Origin of the sequence: Sphingomonas sp., assembly GCF_030145815.1 — a bacterium.
Taxonomy (GTDB): Bacteria; Pseudomonadota; Alphaproteobacteria; order Sphingomonadales; family Sphingomonadaceae; genus Sphingomonas.
This window is the reverse complement of the sequence record NZ_JAIXHL010000037.1, coordinates 1-23,073: the sequence shown is the minus strand read 5'-3', so window position 1 is coordinate 23,073 and position 23,073 is coordinate 1. Positions and strand designations below refer to the sequence as shown.

Here is a 23,073-nt window from a genome sequence, read left to right as displayed (position 1 = left end):
TGCTAGGCGGGACTGCACTGCAAGACTCGGCAGATAGCGACGAGTTCTCGCTCATTTACATCCCGGTGGTTCTTTGGATCCTGGCCTGTTTCCTCCCGAGCATCGCGGTCACCGTCCGGCGCCTGCACGACAGCAACAAGAGCGGGTGGATGTATCTGCTGACTCTCATCCCCTATATCGGCTTTATCTTCTTCATCGTGTTCGGTTTCCTGCCCGGTACGCGTGGCGAGAATGACTATGGCTTCGACCCGCGACTGGGCGAAGGCGCGCCGGATTATGATGCGCCGGAAATTTTTAGCTGATCTGGGAGGGTGACGTCGTGCGGCGTCACCCGTCGAACAACCCGTCCTGCGACCCGGCGGGCGGGTTGAGGCCGAGATGCTTCCACCCGGCCGCGTTGAGGCAGCGGCCGCGCGCGGTGCGGGCGATCATGCCGATCTGGATGAGATAGGGTTCGATCACCTCCTCGACCGTGTCGCGCGGTTCGGACAGGCCGGCGGCGAGCGTCTCCACCCCGACCGGACCGCCGCGATAGATGTCGGCGATCATGGTGAGGTAGCGGCGGTCCATCGCGTCGAGACCGAGCGCGTCGACCTCAAGCCGGTTGAGCGCGGCATCGGCAGCGCGGGCATGCACAACCGTCTCTCCCGCAACATTGGCAAAGTCGCGCACGCGGCGCAGCAACCGCCCGGCGATGCGCGGGGTGCCGCGCGACCGCCGCGCAATTTCCGCCGCGCCATCCTCGGCGATCGACAGGTCGAGCAGGTTGGCGGCGCGGGTCACGACGCGGGTCAGCTCCTCAACCGTGTAGAATTGCAAGCGCACGGGAATGCCGAAGCGGTCGCGCAACGGGGTGGTGAGCAGCCCCTGCCGCGTGGTCGCCCCGACCAGGGTGAAGCGCGGCAGATCGATGCGGACGCTGCGCGCCGACGGCCCCTCCCCGATCATCAGGTCGAGCGCCCGGTCCTCCATCGCGGGATAGAGCACCTCCTCGACCGCGGGGGCGAGGCGGTGAATCTCGTCGATGAACAGGACGTCGCCATCCTCGAGATTGGTGAGCAACGCCGCGAGGTCGCCCGACTTGGCGATCACCGGACCAGACGTGGCGCGGAAACCGACGCCCATTTCCTTGGCGATGATCTGCGCCAGCGTGGTCTTCCCCAAGCCCGGCGGGCCGAAGAACAGCACATGGTCGAGCGCATCGCCACGCTGGCGGGCAGCGTCGATGAACACGCGCAGATTATCGCGCGCGGCGCGCTGGCCAACGAACTCGTCGAGCGACTTGGGGCGCAGCGCGGCGTCGACGTCCTCCGGGCGGCGGGAGGCGGTGAGGATGCGGTCGTCGGTCATCAGGTGCGCCAGATGTCTGAAGGCGCAAACTCAGGCCGATAGACCCGCGCGTCCCCCTCTTCTGGATGGATGATGAGTATTACGCTCTCGGGAAAACTCCAAGGAAGCGAGACTACGTAATCAGCGAAGGCTGTCGCCTCGTCTCCCATTCGATTGAAATCCGAAGCCCAGACATCAACGGACGGCGCATTGACCCCTCCCCCCTGCAAGGGCGACAACTTCGGCCAACCGCGATCCGCAAGCCAATTCTGCGCTTTCAGCAGTGGCCCTGGAGCATCGCTTCCGTCGAGTGCGTGCACCTCACACGATTCACAATTCAGAAAAATCGTTGTCACTACAGGCACGTTGCCGACTTTCGCAGCACCCACACAATCGACCGCCTTCGCGTCAGCGTCGCGTCTCGCTCAGGATCGGATGGGGGGATTTGGCTCGCCACGAACGTTCCTTATCCGTTCGCTTGCGGCAAGCCAATCCCCCTCCCCGTCAGGTCGGTGCAGGACGCGCGGTCGTCGCCGCGAGCGCGTCCCCGATCGCGGTGTAGAGCCGCTTGGGCTGGGCGCTGGCGTCATAGGGCAGCGGGCGTAGCGGCAACCCGTCGGGGCGCGGGGTGCCGAAATTCTGCAGCCAGCTATATTTGTCGTTCATTCCCCAGACGAGCACGTCCTTGAGCTGCGGATAGCTGAACAGCAGGTCGAGCCAGGCGCGGCCGTACACCGCGACATCCTCGTCGCGCTGCGCCACGGTACCGGTGCGGTTGCGGTCGCTGACGTCGAATTCGGTGATTATGAGCTTGTAGCCCAGCGCAACGACCTGATCGAGGAAGGCGCGCATCGCCGGGATCTGGGCATTGGCGATATCCTGCGCGGTGCCGCTGGAGTAAAATCCGATATGCGACTGGATGCCCAGCGCGTCGACCGGCACGCCGCGCGTGCGGAACCCCTGCAGCAGCGCCAGCACCCCGTTGCGATGGGTGGTCGAGCCCCAGTCCATATAGTCGTTGTAGACCAGCTCTGCGGTCGGCAGCTCTGCGCGCGCGGTGCGGAAGGCGAGGTCGAGGATCGAGTTGTCGCCGCCGACCGCGCTGTGCAGGATGTTGGTCCGGACATTGCCGGTGGCGGGGTCGATCGCCTCGTTGATCACGTCCCAGCTCTTGATGCGGTTGCCGAAATGGCGCGCGGTGCTTTCGACATGAGAGCGCACCAGCCGCTCCGCCGTGGCGCGGGGATTTGCGCCCATGTCATAGCTGCGCAGCCAAGCGGGGAGGCGCTCCTGGATATACCATAGGAAGCAATGGCCGCGCATCTCCATGCCCTTGGACTCGGCATAGGCCAGCATCTGGTCCGCGCGGGTCCAGTTGTACACATTCTCTGCGCTCGACTGATATTCCCACTTCATCTCGTTTTCGGGGACGAGCAGTTGGCAATCGCGTTCGAGCAACGTGGCATAGGCGGGGTTGTTGAACGATCCCGCGTCCGCACCCGGCGCTGCCCAGTTGAAGGTGGAGCCGAAGCGCATCCGCTTGGCTGCGGCTGCGCCCTTGAGCGTGGCGGTAGGGGTTGGCGTGGGGGTCGGGCTGGGCGATGGCGAAGGGCTGGGCGCCGGGCCGGGCGTCGGCGACGGAGTGGAGACGGTACCGCCGCCACTCGATCCGCCACCGCTACAGGCTGCAACGCCCAGCGCTCCGGCAAGGGCAAGGGTTTCCCGACGGGTAAGGGACCGCATCCTCTCTCTCCTCCTCGCGGCCCGTTTGCGGGCCTGCATGTCCGGATTCGGATCCGGCGGAGGCGATGGTAGCGGTATCAAATACAGGCACAATGGGAATCTGGTAGCGCTATCTTCGGCCCATTTCGTCATGCTGAACTTGTTTCAGCATCCACCGTGCGGCGGGCGGGTGTTCCGAGATTTGGTCCCAGCGTCACCGCCGGGGCCGGCAAGTCTCACCCGCTGCAGATAGAACCTCTTGTCAGCCGCTGCGGGGCTCAGTGGATGCTGAAACAAGTTCAGCATGACGGAAGGCGGGTGGGAGGGGCCGAGTTCAATCCTTCCTTCGGCCCTGATCCGCCTTCGCCTTGAATTCAGGATCGACGATGTACTTATCGAGTTCCGCTGCACTTCGACCTTTTGGATATACCCTACCCCTCACCGGGCGCGCGACGACAACAATCTCTCCCGAGGCACGGGTGAAAACGCGGTCGAAAACAATCAGTGCGCGGCCTTCCTCGAGACCATATTCGATGCAGTTGGTTACGTATGGATACTCAGGCAGCTCTATCTGAATGTCCCTGCCACCAAGTGCCTTGGCGAGGCGTTCGTCTGCGCGCGCGTGAACGATTTGCCCTTCGATGCGAACGATCTCGACCGGCAGCAACCGCGCGACATCGACACCCTCGGGTCGCACGCCAAAGAAATAATAGCGGGTTGCCGAACCATCCGTGCAAGCGAGTGCATTGCTGCTCATTAGAAACGCAATCAAATAGGCCGCCCACTTCACTTCGCCGCCTTCCGCAACGCCAGTCGCACCAGCGCATCCAGCGTCGCGGTCGCCCCTAGCTCATCGCTTGCCGCATTCACCGCGTTGCTAGCTTCCGCCGGCTTGAAGCCCAGGTTGAGCAGCGCCGAAACCGCGTCGTTCGCCGCGCCGCTGGCGGGAGCCGCCGCCCCTGCCCCGCCGCCGCCGGTCGCAATGCCGCCGGCCTTGTCCTTCAACTCGTTGACGATCCGCTGCGCCAGTTTCGGGCCGACGCCATTGGCGCGCGCGACCATCGCGGCGTCGGCGCGGGCGATGGCGGTCTGGACCTCGGCGGGGGAGAGGATCGAGAGGATCGCCAGCGCGACCTTTGCCCCCACGCCCTGCACGCCGGTGAGCAGGCGGAACCAGTCGCGCTCCTCCGCGCTCGCAAAGCCCATCAGCCGGATCGAATCCTCGCTGACCAGCATTTCGGTGTGGACCGTGACAAACTCGCCGATCGCGCCGAGCGCCGCCAGTGTCCGCGCCGATGCGCCGACCAGATAGCCGACGCCATTCACGTCGATCACTGCATGGTCGATGCCGGTGGCGGCAAGGTGGCCGTTCAGATGCGCAATCATGCCGGTGTCGCCAAATCCTAAGTTTACACTCGCTTTACACTATCGCGGGTTTCGAGAACCGCTTGCGACCCGGATCACCGCGACGCACCGCGCCCGGCACCTGCGGTACATAAGCGGAACGGGTTGTTGTAGGAAAGCAGAAACGCGCGCGCCGGTCACCGCGCCAACGCGCGTGCGCTTGCCAGATGGTGCGCGTGGCAAATCGCGACCGCGAGCGCGTCTGCTGCGTCGGCTCCCGCGATCTTCGTGCCGGGGAGCAAGCGGGCGATCATGGCGTGGACCTGGGCCTTTTCGGCGGTGCCGGTGCCGACCACCGCTTTCTTGACGAGGCGCGGGGCATATTCGCCGACATCGAGGCCCGCGCGCGCGACGGCGGCGATGGCGACGCCGCGCGCATGGGCGAGCTTGAGCGTCGATTGCGGGTTGGCGTTGACGAACACCTCCTCGACCGCGGCGCCATCGGGGGCGTGATCGGCGACCAGCGCGGCGAGCATCGCGTCGAGATGCGCCAGCCGCTGGGGCAATGGCGACTTGGCATCGGTCTTGAGCTGGCCGTTGGCGACATGGCTGAGGCGATTGCCGTCGGCGCGGATCAGGCCCCAGCCGGTGGTGCCGAGGCCGGGATCGAGGCCGAGGATCAGGCGTGACCCGCTCATCGCATCGCCCGGCACGGCGGGTGCAGTAACGTATTTCTACTGGTTGTCTGACCTCTAACCATTCCCGCGCCCTAAAAGACAAGTGGACGGTGCGCCAGCCCGTCCCGGTATCGTTGCGGTGCCGCCCTGTCGTTCCGGAGCCAAGAAAGCGGGTTTCACCGTGTCCAATCTCGATCAGTTTTTCGCCGAACATCGCCGGTTGCGGGAATGCACCGTCGAAATGGCGGCGATCGCCCGGCGGTTCGATCCGCCCGACATCGAAGAACTGAACGATGCGCGGTGGCGTTTCAGCCGTAGCCTGCTGCGCACACTGACATTGAAGGACCGCATGATCTACCCGCGCTTGCGGTTGCACGCAGACCCCGCCGCACGCTCGGTTGCCGAGCGGTTCTGCCAGTCCACCGCCGCCGATTATGAGCGGTTCGCCGCGCACACCAAGCGCTTTCCGCCCGATGTCGTCGTGCGTGACTGGCGCGCCTATGCGGTTGCCGTGCGGCTGCGCACAGCGGAAATGGAGGATCGGCTGGACCGCGAGGAGCGTGAGCTGTTTCCGCTACTGGACGATGCACCGCGCCTGGCATCGGTGCCGTTTTCGCAGGGGACCAACTGGGCGGCGGATGCATGGCGGATCCGCGCGATGCTGGGGATGGATGGCGCCGACGAGCGGGCGGCTTGAACGCCGATCCTCCCCCGCCAGGGGGAGGTGGCGCCGAAGGCGACGGAGGGGGAGGACGGCTGTGTCCTGTCGCCTTGAACGCCTCGGTTCCTCCCCCTCCGTCAGCTACGCTGACACCTCCCCCTGGCGGGGAGGATTAGCAAGGGCAGCTCACCCCAGCTTGGCCATCACTTCGTCCGAGACTTCGTAATTGCCCCACACGGTCTGGACGTCATCATCATCGTCGAGCGCGTCGATCAGCTTGAACAAGGTCGCGGCGTCGTCTTCGCTCACCTCGACCATGGTCTGCGGCTTCCACGCGAGCTTGGCGCCCTCGGCTTCGCCCAGCACGGGTTCGAGCGCCTTGGCGACTTCGTGCAGGTCGGCGCTGGCGGTCCAGATTTCGTGGCCGTCCTCGGACGAGGTCACGTCCTCGGCACCGGCCTCGAGCGCGGCTTCGAACACCTTTTCCGCGTCGCCGACGCTGGCCGGATAGGTGATCAGGCCGACGCGGTCGAAGGCGTGGCTGACGGAGCCCGACGCGCCGAGATTGCCGCCATTCTTGGACACCGCGGTGCGGACGTTGGTGGCGGTGCGGTTGCGGTTGTCGCTCAGCGCCTCGATGATCAGCGACACGCCGCCGGGGCCGAAGCCCTCATAGCGGATTTCCTCGTAATTCTCCGCGTCGCCCTTGCTCGCCTTGTCGATCGCGCGCTGGATATTGTCCTTGGGCATCGACTGCGCCTTGGCGGCGTTGACCGCCGCGCGCAGGCGCGGGTTCATGTCGGGATCGGGCAGGCCCATCTTGGCCGCGACGGTGATTTCGCGGCTGAGCTTGCTGAACATGCCCGAGCGCTTCTTATCCTGCGCGCCCTTGCGGTGCATGATGTTCTTGAACTTGGAATGGCCTGCCATGGGTCGCTCTTATGGAATTGGATGCGCGTCTCTAGGCGAGCCGAGGGGCGGCTTGCAAGCTGCCGCCCCATGTTCGAACGTCAGACGCCGCTGAGCGTCACCGCAGTGCCCGAGGCGGATACCATCAGCATCGATCCGTTCTTGCCGATCACCTCATAGTCGAAGTCGATCCCGATCACGCCGTTCGCGCCCAGCGCGCGGGCTTCGTCCTGAAGTTCGGCGAGCGCGGTCTTGCGCGCGTCCTTGAGCGGGCGCTCGTAGCTGCCCGAACGACCGCCGACGATGTCGCGGATGCCGGCGAACAGGTCGCGGAACACATTCGCGCCGATGATCACCTCGGCGGTCACGATGCCGTGATAGCGGGTGACGGTGACGCCATCGACGGTGCTGGTGGTGGTGAGAATCATGCTGCGCCCTCCGGTTGGGAGGGGGCATGTTAGGGCGGCGGGGCGAGACCGGGAAGGTGCCGGTTCATTCCTCCCCTGCCCCGCAGGGGAGGTGGCAGCGCGTAGCGCTGACGCAGCGACCGCCCCGCAGAGGGCGGAATTTTGTCGAGGCGTTCACGGCCGTCTGCGCGGCCGCCCCTCCACCACCGCCTGCGGCGGCGGTCCCCCTCCCCCAGCAAGCTGGGGGAGGAATTGCCCTTACTGCATCCCCAGCGCGGCGCGGTAGGTTTCGAGCAGCGCGTCCTGCTCGTCGAGCTGGTGCTTCTCCATCTTCCGCAGGCGGATGATGGTGCGCATGATCTTGGCATCGAACCCGGTCGCCTTGGCTTCGCCATAGACGTCCTTGATGTCGTCGCTGATGCCCTTCTTTTCCTCTTCCAGCCGCTCGATCCGCTCGATCAAAAGGCGCAGCTGCTCGGCCGAAATCGAGTCGCTCATGTCCCGCTCCATAGATGGTGAACGGGGGCGTTTAGCGGCTGTGCCCGGGGGTGCAAGGGGGCGGCGCTACCGGCTTGTGGATAGCGCCGCCCGCTGCGACCGGATCAGCGCTTGCGGCGTTCCATCGAACTCTTGGGCATGTGCGATGCCGACAGCGCCTCTGCCTGCGACGCTGGCACGCCTTCGCGGGTCAGCGCTTCGACCAGCGCGCGTTCCGGCGCGACCGCGATGTCGGGCTTGACCCCGACCTGCTCCCAGCTCTCGCCACCGGGGAAATAGCTGCGCCCGACCGGGATGAAGGCGGAATAGCCGCCGCCGAGCGGCGCAGTCCCGCCATAATGGCCCGCTCCGGCGGTGGTTTCCCCGATCAGCGTCGCGCGCTTCGTGCCCTTGAACACCGCTGCGAGATGCTCGGCGGCAGAGGCGGTGCGCGGCGAGGTGAGGTAATAGATTTTGGTCTTGGCCCACGGGCTGGCCGGGCTGAGCGGGGTAACGCGATGCTCGGTCCGCGCCAGTTCGGCAGGAGCATCGACCTTGACCAGCGAGCGGAACGGCAGCGGCCCGGCCTGCGCGGCGAAGGATGCGCGCGTGTCCATGATCATCACCGCCTGCGGCGTGTCGAAAATGCGCGGGAACAGCACATCCATTTCGTCCAGCCCGCCGCCGCGATGCGTGCGCGCGTCGATGATCAGCGTCTTTGCGCCGGCGTTCGCGTCGAGAAAGGCGGTGAACGCCTTGAGCGTCCCCGCCTCGCCGAAGAAGCCGTTGAAGCGGACATAGGCAATGCCGGGGGCGATCATCCCCGCCTGCTCCATTGCGGGCGGGGGCAGCGGGGCGCTCCCGATCTGCTGCTGGGTCGAGGGTTGGCCGACACGCTGCGACTGCGGACCGCCGGGCGCGAACATGGCGAGGTGGCCGTCGGGAGCGATCGCCTGAAGATCGGCGGTCACAGCGGTGGCGAGCGCATAGCCGTCGGCCGCGCTGTCATAGCCGCCCGCTGCAAGCTTGGTGCGCAGGGCGGCGGCGTAGCGTTTGGCGGTGTCGGGGAAGACGAAGTTCTTCTCCAGCTCGTCCGCCAGCGTCGCCACTGCAGCCTTCGCCGCCGCGGGGTCATAGGCGGGCGCTGTGGCCGGTGCCGGCGCGTCGCTTTGCGCCATCGCCATGGGGGAAAGCGCCGCCAGAATCACCGCCGCCATTACTTCCTTACGCATCAAGCCTCTCCGTTAGACATCACCCTTGGTGTTATAGTTGACTAACACGCCTTTTGCAGTCGATTACGGCGCGCTATGTGCCGAAAATCGTCATCGGGGAGTGGCTTCGCGCCGGACATGAGCAAGCTCGACGCCTTCGACATCCAGTTGTTGAACCTGCTTCAAGCCGATTCGCTGGCGACCGCAGAGGAGTTGGCGCGCGACGTGCCGCTGTCCGCCTCTGCGGTGACGCGGCGGGTGCGACGGCTGCGCAGCGAGGGGTTCATCGCGGCGGACGTTGCGTTGCTCGCGCCGAAGCTGACCGAACGGCGGCTGCGCGCCCTGGTCCGGGTGCAGGTGCATGAACATGCCGAGGAGCGCGGGATTGCTGCGCTGCGCGCTTCGCTCGCGGCGCAGGATGCGGTGCAGATGATCCTGGACGTCGCCGGCGCGGACGATCTGGCGGTGCTGGTCTGCGTCCGCGACATGGCCGACTATAACGCGCTGGCCGAGCGGCTGTTTCAGAACGATCCCGCTGTGCGGCGCTACGAGACCAGCTTCATCAAGCGCGTGCACAAGCAGAGCGCGCTGGTGCCGCTGACGACCGGCGATGTGGAGTGAGGGGAATGGCCACCCGATAGGGGGTGGCGCGAGTGACGGGGCTCGAACCCGCGACCTCCGGCGTGACAGGCCGGCGCTCTAACCAACTGAGCTACACCCGCATGACCCTGGCGCCGAAGCGCCGTCCCTTGCGAGAGCGCGGCACCTAACCGGGCGGTCCGGGGCTGTCAACTCCGCTTTCGCGCATAATTTGCGGGCGGGGTGCAGCGGGGTTGCCGCGCGCCACCAGCGTGCCGTGTTCGAACAGGAATCCGGCGATGTCCGGCTTGCCCGCGGCGTTGAGCACGGTCTGGATAATGATCAGCAGCGGCACCGCCAACAGCGCGCCCGGCGTGCCCCACACCCAGCCCCAGAAGGACAAGGAGATCAGAATCATGATCGGGTTGATCGTCAATCGCCGCCCGACCACCAGTGGCGTGACCACATTCGCCTCGATGATATGCAGCACGACCATGATCGCGGCGGGCAGCAGCGCGGTCCACACGTCCTGGAACGTCATCAGCCCGCCCACGGCCAGGAATCCGGCGGCGAAGATCGGGCCAAGATAGGGGATATAGTTGAGCAGCGCGACGATCCCGCCCCACATCAATGGCGTCGGCATGCCGATCAGCCACAAGGCGCCCGCCACCAGCAGCCCCAGCGTGACGTTGATCAGCGTGATCGTGCCGAGATAGGCCGAAGTGTCGTCGACCACGTCCTGAATCACCCGCGCCGTCGCCATCGCCCCGCCAAAGCTGGTGCGGCTGGTGATCGCGTTGCGGCGCAGCCGGGTCCAGCCCGACAGGAAGAAGAAGATCACCAGCACCGCAAAGAACATTTCGATGAACGCGGTTGGCGCGCTGGTGGCGGCGAGTTCGAGAATCGAGCGCGGGGGTGCCTGCCCCGCGGTCTCGGCCGGCTGGATCGGACGCGACTGGGCAAGGTCCTGGATCGTCTTGTTCACGAAGCTTTCGAAGTTCGAATAAAAGTCGATCAACGGCTTCACGTTCGACTGGATATTGTCGATTCGCTCCGGAAGGATCGACAGCCAGCCCCAGGCGGGGACCACGATCGAAGCCAATGCGGCGTTCGCGGCGGTCAGGAACAGCAACAGACAGATCAGCGCGGCGAGCGGCGCGGGCACGCGGTGCCGCTCCAGCCACTCGAGGATCGGAACCAGCGCGATGGCGATGACGATCGCGGCGGTCAGCGGGAGGAAAAAGGGCGACCCGGCCTTGAGCGCGAACGGAATGGCGAGCACGAGGCCGATCCCGGCCATCAGCGTCAGCCCGGCGAGCAGGCGGTCGCGGCGATTCTCCGCTTCGGTCTCGTGATCGGCAGGCGGCACGACGGGGACAAAATGCGACGGCGAGTCGGGCGTATCGCCCTCCCCTTCGCCGCGCCGATCATTCCCGAAAGCTTCGTCCACTCGCTGTACCTCTCGAACGAATCCTAGCGCGATTTGTGTGGTTTGTAATCACCGCTTCCGCGACGGCACCGGCCCGCTCCCCCACCCGGCCACCCATAGGATGCTGTCGCTGGGTGGCCGGGTGGGCGAGCGGGCCGGTGCCGCTTCCGCGAACGCGGAAAATCGCTAACCTGTTTCGATGGGAGAGATTCTACTGGTCATCGACGAGGGGACGACCTCGACCCGCGCGATGCTGTTCGCGCCGGACGGGCGCTGTATCGACAGCATCGCGGTTCCTTTGACGCAATCCTATCCGCGCCCCGGCTGGGTCGAGCATGATGCCGAGCAGATCTGGGCCGAGTCGGCCAATTGCGCGATGACGATTGTCGAACGCGCGGGCGGGGCGGACCAGATTGCCGCGATCGGCATCACCAATCAGCGCGAGACGATTGTCTTCTGGGACAAGGAAACCGGGCAACCGCTTGCTCCCGCGATCGTGTGGCAGGACCGGCGCAGCGCCGATCTGTGTCGTACGCTCAAGGAACGCGGCGAGGAGCCGGGGGTGCAGGCGCGCACGGGCCTGTTGCTCGACCCCTATTTCAGCGGGACCAAGATCGCCTGGGCGATGGCCAACTGGCCGCAATTGCGCGACGCGGGCGAGCGGCTGGCGATCGGGACGGTCGAAAGCTGGCTGGTGTGGAAGTTGACGGGCGGGCTCCACGTCACCGACGCGACCAATGCGTCGCGCACCCTATTGATGGGCCTTGGCAGCGGAGCGTGGAGCGACGGGCTGCTCGACCTGTTCGATTGTCCGCGTGGTGCGCTGCCCGAAATTGTCGATTGCGCGGGGCGGTTCGGCGAGACGACGCTGTTCGGCGGGCGCATCCCGATCTGCGGTCTGGCGGGTGACCAGCAAGCGGCGACGATCGGGCAGGCGTGCCTGTCGCCCGGCGAAACCAAGGCGACCTATGGCACCGGCGCGTTCGTGCTGACCAATGCCGGTGAGCGCCAGCCGACCTCGCGCCATCGCTTGCTATCCACCGTGTTGTGCCAACTCGACGGCAAGCGCAGCTATGCAATCGAAGGGTCTGTGTTCGTCGCGGGCAGCGTGGTCAAATGGCTGCGCGATTCGCTGGGGCTGATTGCCGACGCAGGTGAGACCGAGGCGCTGGCGCGGTCGGTCGCCGACAATGGCGGGGTGTATTTCGTGCCTGCATTATCGGGGCTGGGAGCGCCCTATTGGGAGCCGGAAGCGCGCGGGGCGATCTGTGGCCTCAGTCTGGCGAGCGGCAAGGCGCATGTCGTGCGCGCCGCGCTGGAGGCGATGGCGCACCAGAGCCACGACCTCAAGACCGCCTTCGCCGCCGATGGCTGCGACTGGTCGCGGCTGCGCATCGATGGCGGGATGGTCGCCAATGACTGGATCGCGCAGGATCTGGCCGATGTGCTCGGCGTAACGGTCGAGCGGCCCGCCTTCACCGAAACGACCGCGCTGGGCGCGGCAATGCTGGCGGGCGTGGGCTGCGGACTGTTTGCCGGGCTGGAAGACGCCGCGGCGATGCGCGGGCGGGTCGAGATATTCGAGCCAGCGATGGATGCCCATGCACGGACGGCGCGGCTTGCGGGGTGGAAGAAGGCCGTGGCGGGGGTGGTTTCCGCCGGGGTATAGCTGGGAAGTGCGGGATGTCCTTCCCCGCTCGCGGGGAGGGCTTCAGAAAGCCCCGTCTTTCTCGCTCAGGGCGTCAATCCCACCAGAAGAACCACCAGTCGCTGTGCATCAATCCGGCCGCGAGCGGCGCATAGGTCTCGGTTCCCTGCAGGACGATGTCCTCGCAATAGACGAATTGTTCGCGTGCCAATGACAGCGCCTCTTCACGCGATGCGGGGCGGCGGGTGACGCGGACATTGATGACGTCTCCGGTCATCGCAACGGGGACTGCGCCATAGCGCCGGTGCCAGTCGCGCAGCGCAGCAACATGATATTCCGGCGCAGGACAAGCGTTCCACCCACCCCATCGCAGAAAGGCGGGCGCAGCGGCCGGCTCCTTTGTCGGGAGGATAAGGATATGCACCCTGTCGAGCGGTTTACCGTCCAGGGCGGCGGCGACGGTCAATCCACCGCCCGTCGCATCGGCATCCGCAGGCCATTCACCGATCTCGGGCTCGCTTGCTTCGAGCCCCTCCAGCATGGTCTTGCGGACTTCGGCAGGCGTCAGGGTGCGCGTGTTGCCGTCCTGGTCCATATCGACGATCCGCGGCAGCAGGTCGTCATCGCCCTTGGCAAGCATTTCACGGGTCGCGGCAACACCCTTCTCCCGCTGCGCCGCTACCAGCGCACGCAGCGAATCCGGATGTCGCAGCCCGTCGGCGCGGGCGAGAATATCCTCGGGACGCTCCCCCGTTTCGATGCTCCATTGGTCGGCGATCTGGGCCAGATCTTCATCGCCGCCGACGATGATCGGCCAGCCCTCCCCCGACGATTTGAGGCGTTCCCACGTCCTGAGCGCCTCCTGCCCGGTCGTTTCGACCCGGCGATAGGGAATGGATGCGATGGCCTCTGCTATCGCGGCAGCATATTCCCGTTGGAGCACCTCTGACGATTTGTCAGCCTGGGCTCCCCCTGCGCGAAACGGCGAAGCGACAATTCCGCCGACCGCAGCAACGCTCGCCAATATCGATCGCCTGTCCATCATGCCCCCTGCCTGCCATTGCAGATTGGCCAGGCCGACAGGGTTGCATAAGCGCGAAAGGCTAAGCCACCCCCTCCTCCACAAATAACGCCTTCAGATCCTTCTTCAAAATCTTCCCGTTCGCATTGCGCGGCAGCGTTTCCGCCACGAACTTGATCGCGACGGGAGTCTTGAAGATCGCCAGCCGCTCGCGCACCCACGCCTGCAGCTCGGCCTCGGTCGCCTCCATCCCCGGCGCGAGGTGGACCACCGCCGCCGGCTCCTCGCCCAGCGTCTTGTGCGGGATGCCGATCAGGGCGCAGTCGGTGACGGCGGGGTGGGCGTAGAGGACGTCCTCGACCTCGGACGAGTAGATATTCTCGCCGCCGCGGATGATCATGTCCTTGGCGCGGTCGACGATGTAGAGGAAACCTTCCTCGTCCAGCTTCGCCAGGTCGCCGGTGCGGACCCAGCCATCGCGGAAGCATTCGGCGGTCGCTTCGGGCTTGTTCCAATAGCCCTTCACGATCATCGGCCCCTTGGCCCATAGCTCGCCGACTTCGCCGACGGGCAGCTCATGCTCGCCCTCGGGATCCATGATCTTGAGGTCGGCGACCGGCACGGGCGGGCCAGCGCTGGTCGGGCGGTTCAAATAATCCTCGCTCGAATGGCTGGTGACCGTCGCCATCGTCTCGGTCATGCCCCAACCATTGCCGGGCAAAGCGCCGAACTCGGTGAAGATGCGCTTGACCAGCTCGGGTGCCGACGGCGCACCGCCATAGGCGATCGCTTCGAGGCTCGAGAGGTCGTATTTGTGGCGGTCGGGATGCTCCAGGATCTGCCACGCGATCGTCGGCACGCCGCCGGTGAGGTTCACCTTCTCGCGCTGGATGATCTCCATCGCCTCGACCACGTCCCATTTGCGCATGAACACCGCCGTGTTGCCCGACGCCAGCGTGCCCATCAGGCTCGCCGAGCAGGCGGTGACGTGGAACAGCGGGATCACGAGCAGGCCGACCTTGGGCTGCGGCTCGGGCGGCATTTCGCCGCGCCGCAGATAGGAGCGCGCGGCGGCATATCCGCCCGACATGATGTTGGTGCAGAGGTTGCGGTGGGTGCCGAGCGCGCCCTTGGGCGATCCGGTGGTGCCGCTGGTGTAGAAGATCGTCGCATCGTCCTCCGGCACCAGCGTCGGTTCGGCGGGGAGCGGAACGTCGGGCAGCGACGCCCAGTCATTGGGCGCGCCGATCAGGTCTTCGAGCTTGTCGACGCCCTCGGGCAACTCGGCGTCCCAGCGGCTGACGATGGTGCGCTGAAGGTCGGGGAGGTCGGGCAGCCGCTTTTGCAGCCGCGCAAAGCGCTCGCCGTCGAGGAACAGTATCTTCGACCCCGAATCGCGCAGGCCATAGTCGAGTTCGCCGCCGGTCCACCACGCGTTGAGCGGGACCAGGATCGCGCCGATACTGACCGCGGCAAAGAAGATCACCGGCCATTCGGGCGTGTTGCGCATCGCCAGCGCGACGCGGTCGCCCTTGACCACTCCCATTTCGCGCAATTTGGTCGCAAGGTGCGCGGTGGCGCGGAAATTCGCCTCGTAGGTAACGCGCTCATCCTCATGGATGGTGAAGATGCGCTCGCCATGGGTGCGCGACAGCTGGAGCAAGGCGGCGAGATGCGGCGGGGCATTCTTCCACACCCGCGTCTTGATGCCGCGAATCTCGATTTCTTCCATTTCCAGCTTCTGGCCGGGCGCGGTCATCAGCGCCTGGGCTTGCGCCAGCGTCATCTTCGGCCAGGAGGGGTCGAGCGGGATGAGCGGTTCGGGGGCCAAGGCGGATCTCTCCAATGCTGTCATCATTCGTTGTTGAATGTCGGGTTTGGCGATTCCACCATGCCCGAACGCACTTCATTCTTGATTCATTAGCCGCTCAACGCAATAGGGAAGCGACACAAAGGCGAACGCCCCGGAACGAGGATTCGAATTAGAGGTATGGATTCCAGCACCCTCGCTACCGCTACGGAAAGCGGCTTTGATGCCGACCGGCTCGCCCGCATCGATGCGTTCGTCAAGGCGCGCTACCTCGACTCGGGGAAACTGCCCAATGCCCAACTGCTGATCGCGCGCGACGGCAAGATCGCACATTTCAGTCATCAGGGTGCGGCGCGTGAGGGCGGCGCGGCGGTCAACGAAGCCTCGATCTACCGCATCGCATCGATGACCAAGCCGGTGACGTCGATCGCGTTCATGCAGCTGGTCGAGCAAGGGACGGTCGCGCTGGACACGCCGGTCCACCACGTCCTGCCCGAATTCAAGGGGCTGGGCGTCTATAATGGCGGCGGCGGCGGGGTGCCGTTCGTGACCAAACCGACGACCGAGCCGATGCGGATGATCGATCTGCTGCGCCATACTTCCGGCCTCACCTATGGCTTCCAGAATCGCGGCAATGTTGATGCGGCCTATCGCGAGGGGCGGATCGAGAATTGGCACGGGCATCTCGACCTCGACGGTTTCGTCGCGGCGCTGGGCAAGCTTCCGCTCGAATTCTCGCCGGGTGAGGCGTGGAATTATTCGGTCGCGACCGATGTGCTGGGCGCGGTGGTCGAGCGCGTGTCGGGGCAGAAGCTCGACGCCTATTTTCACGATCACATCTTCGCGCCGCTCGGCATGCACGACACCGGCTTCTGGGTACCGGCGGACAAGGTCGAGCGGCTGACCGATTGCTACACGTTCAAACCTGGCGAAGGCCGGGTGATGTATGATCAGGGCGAGAAATCGGCTTGGAGCCGCAAGCCGACTTTGTTGTCGGGTGGCGGCGGACTGGTGTCGACCGCGCTCGACTATCACCGCTTCTGCACGATGCTGCTCAATGGCGGGACGCTCGACGGCGAACGCATCATCGGGCGCAAGACGCTCGACCTGATGGTCATGAACCACCTGCCCGGCGGCAAGGATCTGTCGAGCCTGTCGCGGTCGCTGTTCAGCGAGACGCAGAATGCCGGAACCGGCTTTGGCCTTGGCTTTGCGATGAACATCGATGTCGCGCGATCGATGATCCCGGGCAGCGTCGGGGAGTTTTACTGGGGCGGCATGTTTTCGACCGCCTTCTTCGTCGATCCGGTCGAGCGGATCACGATGGTGTTCATGACGCAGCTGTCGCCGTCAGGGCTCTACCCGATCCGGCGCGAGCTCAAGACGATGATATATAGCGCACTGACATAACCCGTCGCCCCGGCGAAGGCCGGGGCCGCCCCGTTTCAGACCGGCCCCGGCCTGCGCCGGGGCGACGCCAAGGAGCCGATATGACTTCCCCCATCACCACCGAAAAACAGGGCGATATCCTCGTCATTACCTCGAACAACCCGCCGGTGAACGCGCTCGGCGCGGCGGTGCGGCAGGGGCTCGACGCGGCGATCAAGGAGCTGAACAGCGACGACAGCCTGAAGGCTGCGGTGATCCGCTGTGACGGGCGCACCTTCTTTGCCGGGGCCGACATCACCGAATTCGGCAAGCCGATGCAGGAGCCGGGGCTGCCCACCGTGGTCGACACGATCGAGGCGAGCGAGAAGCCAGTCGTCGCCGCGGTGCACGGCACTGCCCTTGGCGGCGGGTGCGAGGTTGCGCTGGCATGCCATTACCGCATCGCCGTCCCTTCGGCGAAGTTCGGCCTGCCCGAAGTGAAGCTCGGCATCCTCCCCGGCGCTGGCGGTACGCAGCGTTTGCCGCGCGTCGCGGGGGTCGAATTCGCGCTGGAGCTGGCGGCCAAGGGCGATCCGGTCCCGGCCAAGGTGGCGCAGGCCGCCGGCCTGGTCGATCGCATGGCCGGTGAGGACAGCCTGACCGCCGACGCCATCGCCTATGCCAAGGAAGTGGCCGACACCCGCCCCCTGCCCCGCGCCAGCGAAAAGCCGGTCAGCGTCGAGGCGGGCGTGTTCGACGCCTTCCGCAAGACCAACGCCAAGCGCTTCCGCGGCTTCGACGCGCCCGAAGAGATCATCAAGGTGATCGAGGAGACGGTCGACAAGCCCTATGCCGAGGGCGTCCAGCGCGAACGCAACGGCTTCATGAAGCTGATCATGGGCACGCAGAGCGCGGCGATGCGCCACATCTTCTTCGCCGAGCGCAAGGCCGCGAAGATCGACGACGTGCCGGAAGATACGCAGCTGCGTCCGATCAAAAAGGTCGGCGTGATCGGCGCCGGCACGATGGGCGGCGGCATTTCGATGAACTTCCTGTCCGCCGGCATCCCGGTGACGATCGTCGAAATGCAGCAGGAGGCGCTCGACCGCGGCACCGGCGTGATGCGCAAGAATTATGAGGGCAGCGCAGCCAAGGGCCGGATCAAGCCCGAGCAGGTCGAGCAGGCGATGGGCTTGCTGACGCCGACGCTCAGCCTGGACGACCTCGCCGACTGCGACCTGGTGATTGAGGCGGTCTATGAGAGCATGGACGTCAAGAAGGACATTTTCGGCAAGCTTTCCACCATCTGCAAGCCGGGCGCGATCCTCGCCTCCAACACCAGCTACCTCAACATCGACGAGATTGCGGCATCGACCAGCCGTCCGGGCGATGTCGTCGGCATGCATTTCTTCTCGCCCGCCAACGTCATGAAGCTGCTGGAGATCGTGCGCGGCGCGAAGACCGACAAGGACGTGCTGGCGACCGTCATGGACGTGGCCAAGAAGATCAAGAAGGTCGCGGTGGTCGCCGGCGTGTGCCACGGCTTTATCGGCAACCGCATGCTGATGCCGCGTCAGGTCGAGGCGATGAAGCTGCTGATGGAAGGCGCGACGCCCGAGCAGGTCGACCGCGTCCATGTCGAATTCGGCATGCCGATGGGGCCGTTCCAGATGAGCGACCTCGCCGGCGTCGACATCGGCTGGCATCGCGACCCGACCCGGATCGAGAGCATTCGCGACGCGCTCGCCGCCGAGGGCCGCTGGGGCCAGAAGAAGCAGGCCGGCTTCTACGACTATGACGACAAGCGGAACCCCTCGCCGAGCCCGCGCGTCGCCGAGATCATCGAGGATTTCCGCAAGAAGACCGGCGCGGTGCAGCATGACGTGACCGCCGAGGAGATCATCGAGCGCACGCTCTACACGATGGTCAACGAAGGCGCGCTGATCCTGCAGGAAGGCATGGCGCAGCGCGCGTCGGACATCGATGTCGTGTGGATCTATGGCTATGGCTGGCCGGTCTATCGCGGCGGCCCGATGTTCTGGGCGGACACGGTCGGCCTCAAGACCATCGTCGCGGGGCTGGAGAAGCATGGCTTCGAAGTCGCGCAGCTGCTGAAGGACAAGGCCGAGAAGGGCGAGCGCTTCAATGGCTGATGCCGCAGCGACCGGCGCGGAGACGGGCGAGGTGGAGGCGCTGCGCTTCCGCCTCGGCTTCTTCAAGCTGGTCGTGCGCGACCTTCCCGCGATGGAGCGCTTCTACTGCGACACCTTTGGCTTCGCGGTGAGCAATCGCGTGGTGCTGCCCGGGCTGGAGGAGTCGATGCTCAACCTGCCCGGCCAGCCCTTCACTTTGGTGCTGTTCCACCACAGCGACGGGCGGGAGATTAGCGTCGGCAACGGGCATGGCCCGGTCGGCCTGACCACCGCCGATCTCGACGCGGCGGCGGCGCGCGCGATCGCGCACGGCGCGCGCCCGCTGCACGGGCCGCATGAACTGCCAGGCGCACGGCTGACCTTCCTGCTCGACCCCGAGGGGCATGAGATCGAGCTGATCCAGCGTACCGGAGCACCGGGATGACGCTGGCGCGCGCGTCCGCCACCGACATCGCCACCGCGATTGCGGCGGGCGAGACCAGCGCGCGCGCGCAGTGCGAGGCCGCCATCGCGCGGATCGCGGCCGGGGACGGCGCAATCAATGCGGTGGTGGTGCGCGATTTCGACCGCGCGCTGGCGGCTGCGGACGCAGCCGATGCGGCGGTGGCGCGCGGCGAGCGCCGCCCGCTGCTGGGCGTGCCGATGACGGTCAAGGAAGCGTTCGACGTCGAAGGGCTGCCGACCAGCTGGGGCTTCTCCCATGCGGCGGGCAACATCGCGACATCGGACGCGGTCGCGGTGCAGCGTCTCAAGGCAGCGGGCGCGGTGATCTTGGGCAAGACCAACGTCCCCAAAGCGCTGGGCGACTGGCAGAGCGTCAATTCCGTCTATGGCCGCACCAGCAACCCGCATGACCCGGCCCGCACCTGCGGCGGCAGTTCGGGCGGCGCGGCAGCGGCGCTGGCGGCGGGCTATGTGCCGATCGAGCTGGGCAGCGATATCGGCGGGTCGATCCGGGTGCCGTCGCATTTCTGCGGCGTGTGGGGGCACAAGCCGAGCTATGGCGCGCTGAACGGCCATGGCCACCGCTTCCCCGGCACCGATGGCGCGGAAACGGTGCTGGGCGTGATCGGCCCGATGGCGCGGCATGGCAGCGACCTGCCGCTGCTGCTCGACCTGCTTGCCGACCTCCCCCTACCGCGCGCGACCGCCCCGATGCGCCGCGTGCTGGTGCTGACCGTGCATCCCGCGACCGCGACCGCTGCGGCAGTACTCGACGGGGTGGAGCGCGCGGCCGATGCGCTGGCGCGCGATGGCGTGGAAGTGATCCGCACCCATCCCGCCCTGCCCGATCTGGCGGCGCAGCATGAAGCGTACACCGCGCTGCTCGGCACCGTGTTCGCGCGGTCCGACCCGACGCTGCACGACACGCTGCCGCGCCTGCTCCCGTACCTGTCGATGCTGGACGCCCAGGCACGCAACAGCCGGGCATGGGCGAAGCTGTTCGCTGAGGTCGATGCGGTGATCGCCCCGCCCGCCGCGACCCAGGCGTTCCCGCACGACAGCCGCCCGCAGGCCGAGCGGACGCTCGACATCGACGGGGTGGAACGCGGCTATGACGCGCACCTCGCCTGGGCCGGGCTCGCCACCTATCCGGGCCTGCCCGCCACCACCTTCCCGGTCGGGGCCGCGAACGGCCTGCCGACCGGGGTGCAGGTGCTGACCGACCTCAATCACGATCATCTTGCGATTGCGACCGCGCGCCGCATCGCCGCTTTGCTGGACGAGGAGCCATCATGACCGATCTCGACACCTTCCGCGCGGAGACCCGCGCCTGGCTGGAGGCCAATGTCCCCGCATCGATGCGCCAGCCGATGCGCGGCGAGGGCGACGCCAACTGGGGCGGGCGCAAGGCCGATTACAGCAAGAACCCCGACCAGAAGCTGTACATGGACCGCATGGCGGAACGCGGCTGGACCGTGCCCGATTGGCCGACCCAATATGGCGGCGGCGGACTGTCTGCGGCGGAGACCAAGATCCTGCGCGAGGAGATGGCGGCGCTCAACTGCCGCAATCCGCTGAACAGCTTCGGCATTTCGATGCTCGGCCCGGCGCTGCTGAAATACGGCACCGAGGAGCAGAAGCTGGAGCATCTGCCCAAGATCGCGCGCGGCGAAATCCGCTGGTGCCAGGGCTATTCGGAGCCGAATGCGGGCAGCGACCTCGCCGGCCTCGCCACCAGCGCGATCCCCGATGGCGACGACTATATCGTCAACGGGCAGAAAGTTTGGACCAGCTATGCCGACAAGGCCGACTGGATCTTCTGCCTCGTCCGCACCAGCAAGGACAGCAAGCAGGGCGGCATCAGCTTCCTCTTGTTCGACATGGACTCGCCCGGCGTATCGACCAAGCCGATCCTGCTGATCAGCGGCTATTCGCCCTTCTGCGAAACCTTCTTCGACAATGTCCGCGTGCCCAAGAAGAACCGCATCCATGACGAGAACAAGGGCTGGGACGTCGCCAAATACCTGCTCGGCCATGAGCGCGAGATGATTTCCGGCATGGGCCTCGCCTCCCCCGGCGGCAATCCACTGATCGAAGGGGCGATCGCGACGATCGGGCTGGATGCGCAGGGCCGCCTCGCCGACCCGATCCTGCGCGCACAGCTCGCGCTGTTCGAGGTGCGGAGCAAGGCGTTCTCGGCCATGTCGGAGCGGTTCATCGACCAGTTGAAAGCCGGACAGGCGCATCCGGCCCAGCCATCGATGATGAAATATTACGGCACCGAGCTGAACAAGGACCGCCACGAGTTGGTCATGGCGAGCGGCGGGTCGGACACGCTGGAATGGGAAAGCGAACGCTCCAACGGCGGTGCCAAGCCGCGCGCGTGGCTGCGGACCAAGGCGAATTCGATCGAGGGCGGGACCAGCGAGGTCCAGCTGAACATCGTTGCCAAGCGGATTCTGGAGCTGCCGGCGTGACCTGCGTCGCCCCGGCGCAGGCCGGGGCCGCCCTGTTTCGCGCAATCCTATAGCGGCCCCGGCCTTCGCCGGGGCGACGGAGATTTCGATGCCACTCTACCTCAACGACGAACAGACCATGCTCCGCGAAAGCGCACAGCAATTCGTGGCCGAAGCCGCGCCGGTCAGCCATATGCGCGCGCTGCGCGACGCCAATGACGCAACCGGCTTTTCGCGCGACCTGTGGAAGCAGTTTGCCGAAATGGGCTTTACCGGCATCCTGATTCCTGAGGCCGATGGCGGCCTCGGCCTCGGCCATGTCGAGGCGGGGGTGGTGCTGGAGGAGATCGGGCGCAACCTGTCCCCCTCGCCCTTCCTCACCACCGCGGTGGCGGCGGTCGCGGCGCTCAAGGGCACGGCGCAGCGCGAACGCTGGTTCCCCGGCATCCTGTCGGGCGAAACCGTCGCGGCGCTGGCGATCGACGAGCGCGCCAAGCATGGCGACGCGATCGGCATGAAGGCCGAACGCTCGGGCAACGGCTTCAGGTTGACCGGGGCCAAGCAGTTCGTCGCGCACGGCCATGTCGCGGACCTGTTGATCGTCGCCGCGCGCACCGCCGGGTCGCCCGAGGATGCCGATGGCGTGACCCTGTTCGCGGTGCCCAAGGATGCAGCGAACCCCACCGCCGATCCCCAGCGGCTGGCCGACGCCAGCCTCGCCGCGCGCATGACCTTCGACGGGGTGGAGGTCGATGCCGACGCAGTGATCGGCGAAGTCGATGGCGGCCGCGCAGTGCTGAACGCGCTGCTCGGCGCCGGGCGCACCGGTGCTGCGGCGGAGATGCTCGGCGTCGGCGGCGGCGCGATGGACATGACCGTCCAGTATTTGAAGGAACGCAAGCAATTCGGCGTGCTGATCGGCAGCTTCCAGGCGCTGCAGCATCGCGCCGCGCACCTCTATTCCGAACTGGAAGTCGCGCGCGCGGCGGTGCTCAAGGCCCAGCAACTGCTCGATGCCGGCGATGCCAAGGCGGACGAGGCGGTGTCGGTCGCCAAGGCGATGGCCGGCATGGCATCGACGCTGGCGGTGCAGGAAGGCGTGCAGATGCATGGCGGCATCGGCATGACCGACGAATATGATATCGGCTTCTACATGAAGCGCGGGCGCGTTCTGGCGGAGCTGTTCGGGGATACCAATTACCACGCTGACGCCTTGGCACGGGCGGCTGGGTATTGACGATCCAAAGCCCCTCCCCTTCAGGGGAGGGGTTGGGGGTGGGGCAGCGAAATCTCACCGAGACCGCTCGCCCAGTGTATAGGCCCCACCCCACCCCCTCCCCAAAAGGGGAGGGGCTTAAGGAGGAATAATGACCGAAAAACGCGCGGAAACCGCTGCCGAGCAAGTGACCCAGCTGATCGACCTGCTCG

Annotated in this window: 22 protein-coding genes and 1 tRNA gene; 10 read left to right on the top strand and 13 right to left on the bottom strand. The window is 66.2% G+C overall.

Annotated elements, in window-relative coordinates; all coding sequences use genetic code 11:
• Positions 1 to 302 (top strand): DUF805 domain-containing protein (locus KYX69_RS20970; RefSeq protein WP_300501169.1); only part of this gene is annotated, 302 nt, incomplete at its 5' end.
• Between the two features lie 25 nt (positions 303 to 327).
• On the opposite strand, the gene ruvB is transcribed toward KYX69_RS20970, so the two are convergent.
• From ruvB to ruvC, 5 genes are all read right to left on the bottom strand, one after another.
• Positions 328 to 1,350 (bottom strand): Holliday junction branch migration DNA helicase RuvB, encoded by a 1,023-nt coding sequence (gene ruvB / locus KYX69_RS20965; RefSeq protein ID WP_300501167.1) that lies wholly within the window; start codon positions 1,348 to 1,350, stop codon positions 328 to 330.
• 483 nt (positions 1,351 to 1,833) lie between these two features.
• Positions 1,834 to 3,072 carry an endo-1,4-beta-xylanase gene (locus tag KYX69_RS20960; RefSeq protein ID WP_300501165.1) on the bottom strand — a complete coding sequence of 413 codons (1,239 nt, stop codon included), beginning with the start codon at positions 3,070 to 3,072 and terminating at the stop codon, positions 1,834 to 1,836.
• Positions 3,073 to 3,385: 313 nt separating this feature from the next.
• Complete coding sequence (locus KYX69_RS20955; protein WP_300501163.1) at positions 3,386 to 3,808, bottom strand: hypothetical protein; 423 nt, start codon at positions 3,806 to 3,808, stop codon at positions 3,386 to 3,388.
• Between the two features lie 29 nt (positions 3,809 to 3,837).
• A complete protein-coding gene (gene ruvA / locus KYX69_RS20950; RefSeq protein WP_300501161.1) occupies positions 3,838 to 4,437 on the bottom strand; it encodes a Holliday junction branch migration protein RuvA in 600 nt (199 codons plus the stop codon).
• A gap of 155 nt (positions 4,438 to 4,592) precedes the next feature.
• Positions 4,593 to 5,093 (bottom strand): crossover junction endodeoxyribonuclease RuvC, encoded by a 501-nt coding sequence (ruvC, locus tag KYX69_RS20945; protein ID WP_300501159.1) that lies wholly within the window; start codon positions 5,091 to 5,093, stop codon positions 4,593 to 4,595.
• Positions 5,094 to 5,253: 160 nt separating this feature from the next.
• Between ruvC and KYX69_RS20940 the strand changes: the two genes are divergently transcribed.
• On the top strand, positions 5,254 to 5,769 hold the full coding sequence (locus tag KYX69_RS20940) for a hemerythrin domain-containing protein (RefSeq protein ID WP_300501157.1): 516 nt from the start codon (positions 5,254 to 5,256) through the stop codon (positions 5,767 to 5,769).
• 150 nt (positions 5,770 to 5,919) lie between these two features.
• Here KYX69_RS20940 and KYX69_RS20935 read toward each other — a convergent pair whose 3' ends face one another.
• The 4 genes from KYX69_RS20935 to KYX69_RS20920 form a co-directional block, all read right to left on the bottom strand.
• The gene (locus tag KYX69_RS20935) at positions 5,920 to 6,663 is read right to left on the bottom strand and encodes a YebC/PmpR family DNA-binding transcriptional regulator (RefSeq protein ID WP_300501155.1); all 744 of its coding nucleotides are present in this window, start codon (positions 6,661 to 6,663) and stop codon (positions 5,920 to 5,922) included.
• An 80-nt stretch (positions 6,664 to 6,743) separates the two neighbouring features.
• On the bottom strand, positions 6,744 to 7,070 hold the full coding sequence (locus KYX69_RS20930) for a heavy metal-binding domain-containing protein (RefSeq protein WP_300501154.1): 327 nt from the start codon (positions 7,068 to 7,070) through the stop codon (positions 6,744 to 6,746).
• A gap of 237 nt (positions 7,071 to 7,307) precedes the next feature.
• Positions 7,308 to 7,547: a DUF2312 domain-containing protein gene (locus tag KYX69_RS20925; protein WP_066660091.1), complete on the bottom strand. Its 240-nt coding sequence runs from the start codon at positions 7,545 to 7,547 to the stop codon at positions 7,308 to 7,310.
• 104 nt (positions 7,548 to 7,651) lie between these two features.
• The gene (locus KYX69_RS20920) at positions 7,652 to 8,758 is read right to left on the bottom strand and encodes a S41 family peptidase (protein ID WP_300501151.1); all 1,107 of its coding nucleotides are present in this window, start codon (positions 8,756 to 8,758) and stop codon (positions 7,652 to 7,654) included.
• 117 nt (positions 8,759 to 8,875) lie between these two features.
• Between KYX69_RS20920 and KYX69_RS20915 the strand changes: the two genes are divergently transcribed.
• Complete coding sequence (locus KYX69_RS20915; RefSeq protein ID WP_300501149.1) at positions 8,876 to 9,358, top strand: Lrp/AsnC family transcriptional regulator; 483 nt, start codon at positions 8,876 to 8,878, stop codon at positions 9,356 to 9,358.
• A 24-nt stretch (positions 9,359 to 9,382) separates the two neighbouring features.
• On the opposite strand, the gene KYX69_RS20910 is transcribed toward KYX69_RS20915, so the two are convergent.
• Positions 9,383 to 9,459: transfer RNA gene (locus tag KYX69_RS20910), tRNA-Asp, on the bottom strand.
• A 44-nt stretch (positions 9,460 to 9,503) separates the two neighbouring features.
• Entirely contained in the window at positions 9,504 to 10,685 is a 1,182-nt protein-coding gene (locus KYX69_RS20905; protein ID WP_300501175.1) for an AI-2E family transporter, read from the bottom strand.
• A gap of 259 nt (positions 10,686 to 10,944) precedes the next feature.
• Here KYX69_RS20905 and glpK point away from each other — a divergent pair, with 259 nt between their 5' ends.
• Positions 10,945 to 12,414: a glycerol kinase GlpK gene (glpK, locus tag KYX69_RS20900; RefSeq protein ID WP_300501147.1), complete on the top strand. Its 1,470-nt coding sequence runs from the start codon at positions 10,945 to 10,947 to the stop codon at positions 12,412 to 12,414.
• Between the two features lie 73 nt (positions 12,415 to 12,487).
• Here glpK and KYX69_RS20895 read toward each other — a convergent pair whose 3' ends face one another.
• The gene (locus KYX69_RS20895) at positions 12,488 to 13,336 is read right to left on the bottom strand and encodes a DUF4253 domain-containing protein (RefSeq protein ID WP_300501145.1); all 849 of its coding nucleotides are present in this window, start codon (positions 13,334 to 13,336) and stop codon (positions 12,488 to 12,490) included.
• Positions 13,337 to 13,496: 160 nt separating this feature from the next.
• A complete protein-coding gene (locus tag KYX69_RS20890) occupies positions 13,497 to 15,269 on the bottom strand; it encodes a class I adenylate-forming enzyme family protein (protein WP_300501173.1) in 1,773 nt (590 codons plus the stop codon).
• Between the two features lie 135 nt (positions 15,270 to 15,404).
• On the opposite strand from KYX69_RS20890, the gene KYX69_RS20885 reads away from it, so the two are divergent.
• The 6 genes from KYX69_RS20885 (at position 15,405) to KYX69_RS20860 (ending at position 22,882) form a co-directional block, all read left to right on the top strand.
• Entirely contained in the window at positions 15,405 to 16,634 is a 1,230-nt protein-coding gene (locus tag KYX69_RS20885) for a serine hydrolase (RefSeq protein WP_300501144.1), read from the top strand.
• 80 nt (positions 16,635 to 16,714) lie between these two features.
• Positions 16,715 to 18,745 (top strand): 3-hydroxyacyl-CoA dehydrogenase NAD-binding domain-containing protein, encoded by a 2,031-nt coding sequence (locus KYX69_RS20880; protein WP_300501142.1) that lies wholly within the window; start codon positions 16,715 to 16,717, stop codon positions 18,743 to 18,745.
• Positions 18,738 to 19,169, top strand: coding sequence for a VOC family protein (locus KYX69_RS20875; RefSeq protein ID WP_300501139.1), 432 nt, complete (start codon positions 18,738 to 18,740; stop codon positions 19,167 to 19,169). Before KYX69_RS20880 ends, KYX69_RS20875 begins: the two co-directional genes overlap by 8 nt.
• The gene (locus tag KYX69_RS20870) at positions 19,166 to 20,485 is read left to right on the top strand and encodes an amidase family protein (protein WP_300501137.1); all 1,320 of its coding nucleotides are present in this window, start codon (positions 19,166 to 19,168) and stop codon (positions 20,483 to 20,485) included. Before KYX69_RS20875 ends, KYX69_RS20870 begins: the two co-directional genes overlap by 4 nt.
• Complete coding sequence (locus KYX69_RS20865) at positions 20,479 to 21,666, top strand: acyl-CoA dehydrogenase family protein (protein ID WP_300501171.1); 1,188 nt, start codon at positions 20,479 to 20,481, stop codon at positions 21,664 to 21,666. The genes KYX69_RS20870 and KYX69_RS20865 overlap by 7 nt, the downstream gene beginning before the upstream one ends.
• Before the next feature lie 88 nt (positions 21,667 to 21,754).
• Positions 21,755 to 22,882, top strand: coding sequence for an acyl-CoA dehydrogenase family protein (locus KYX69_RS20860; RefSeq protein ID WP_300501135.1), 1,128 nt, complete (start codon positions 21,755 to 21,757; stop codon positions 22,880 to 22,882).
• Positions 22,883 to 23,073 lie beyond the last annotated feature (191 nt).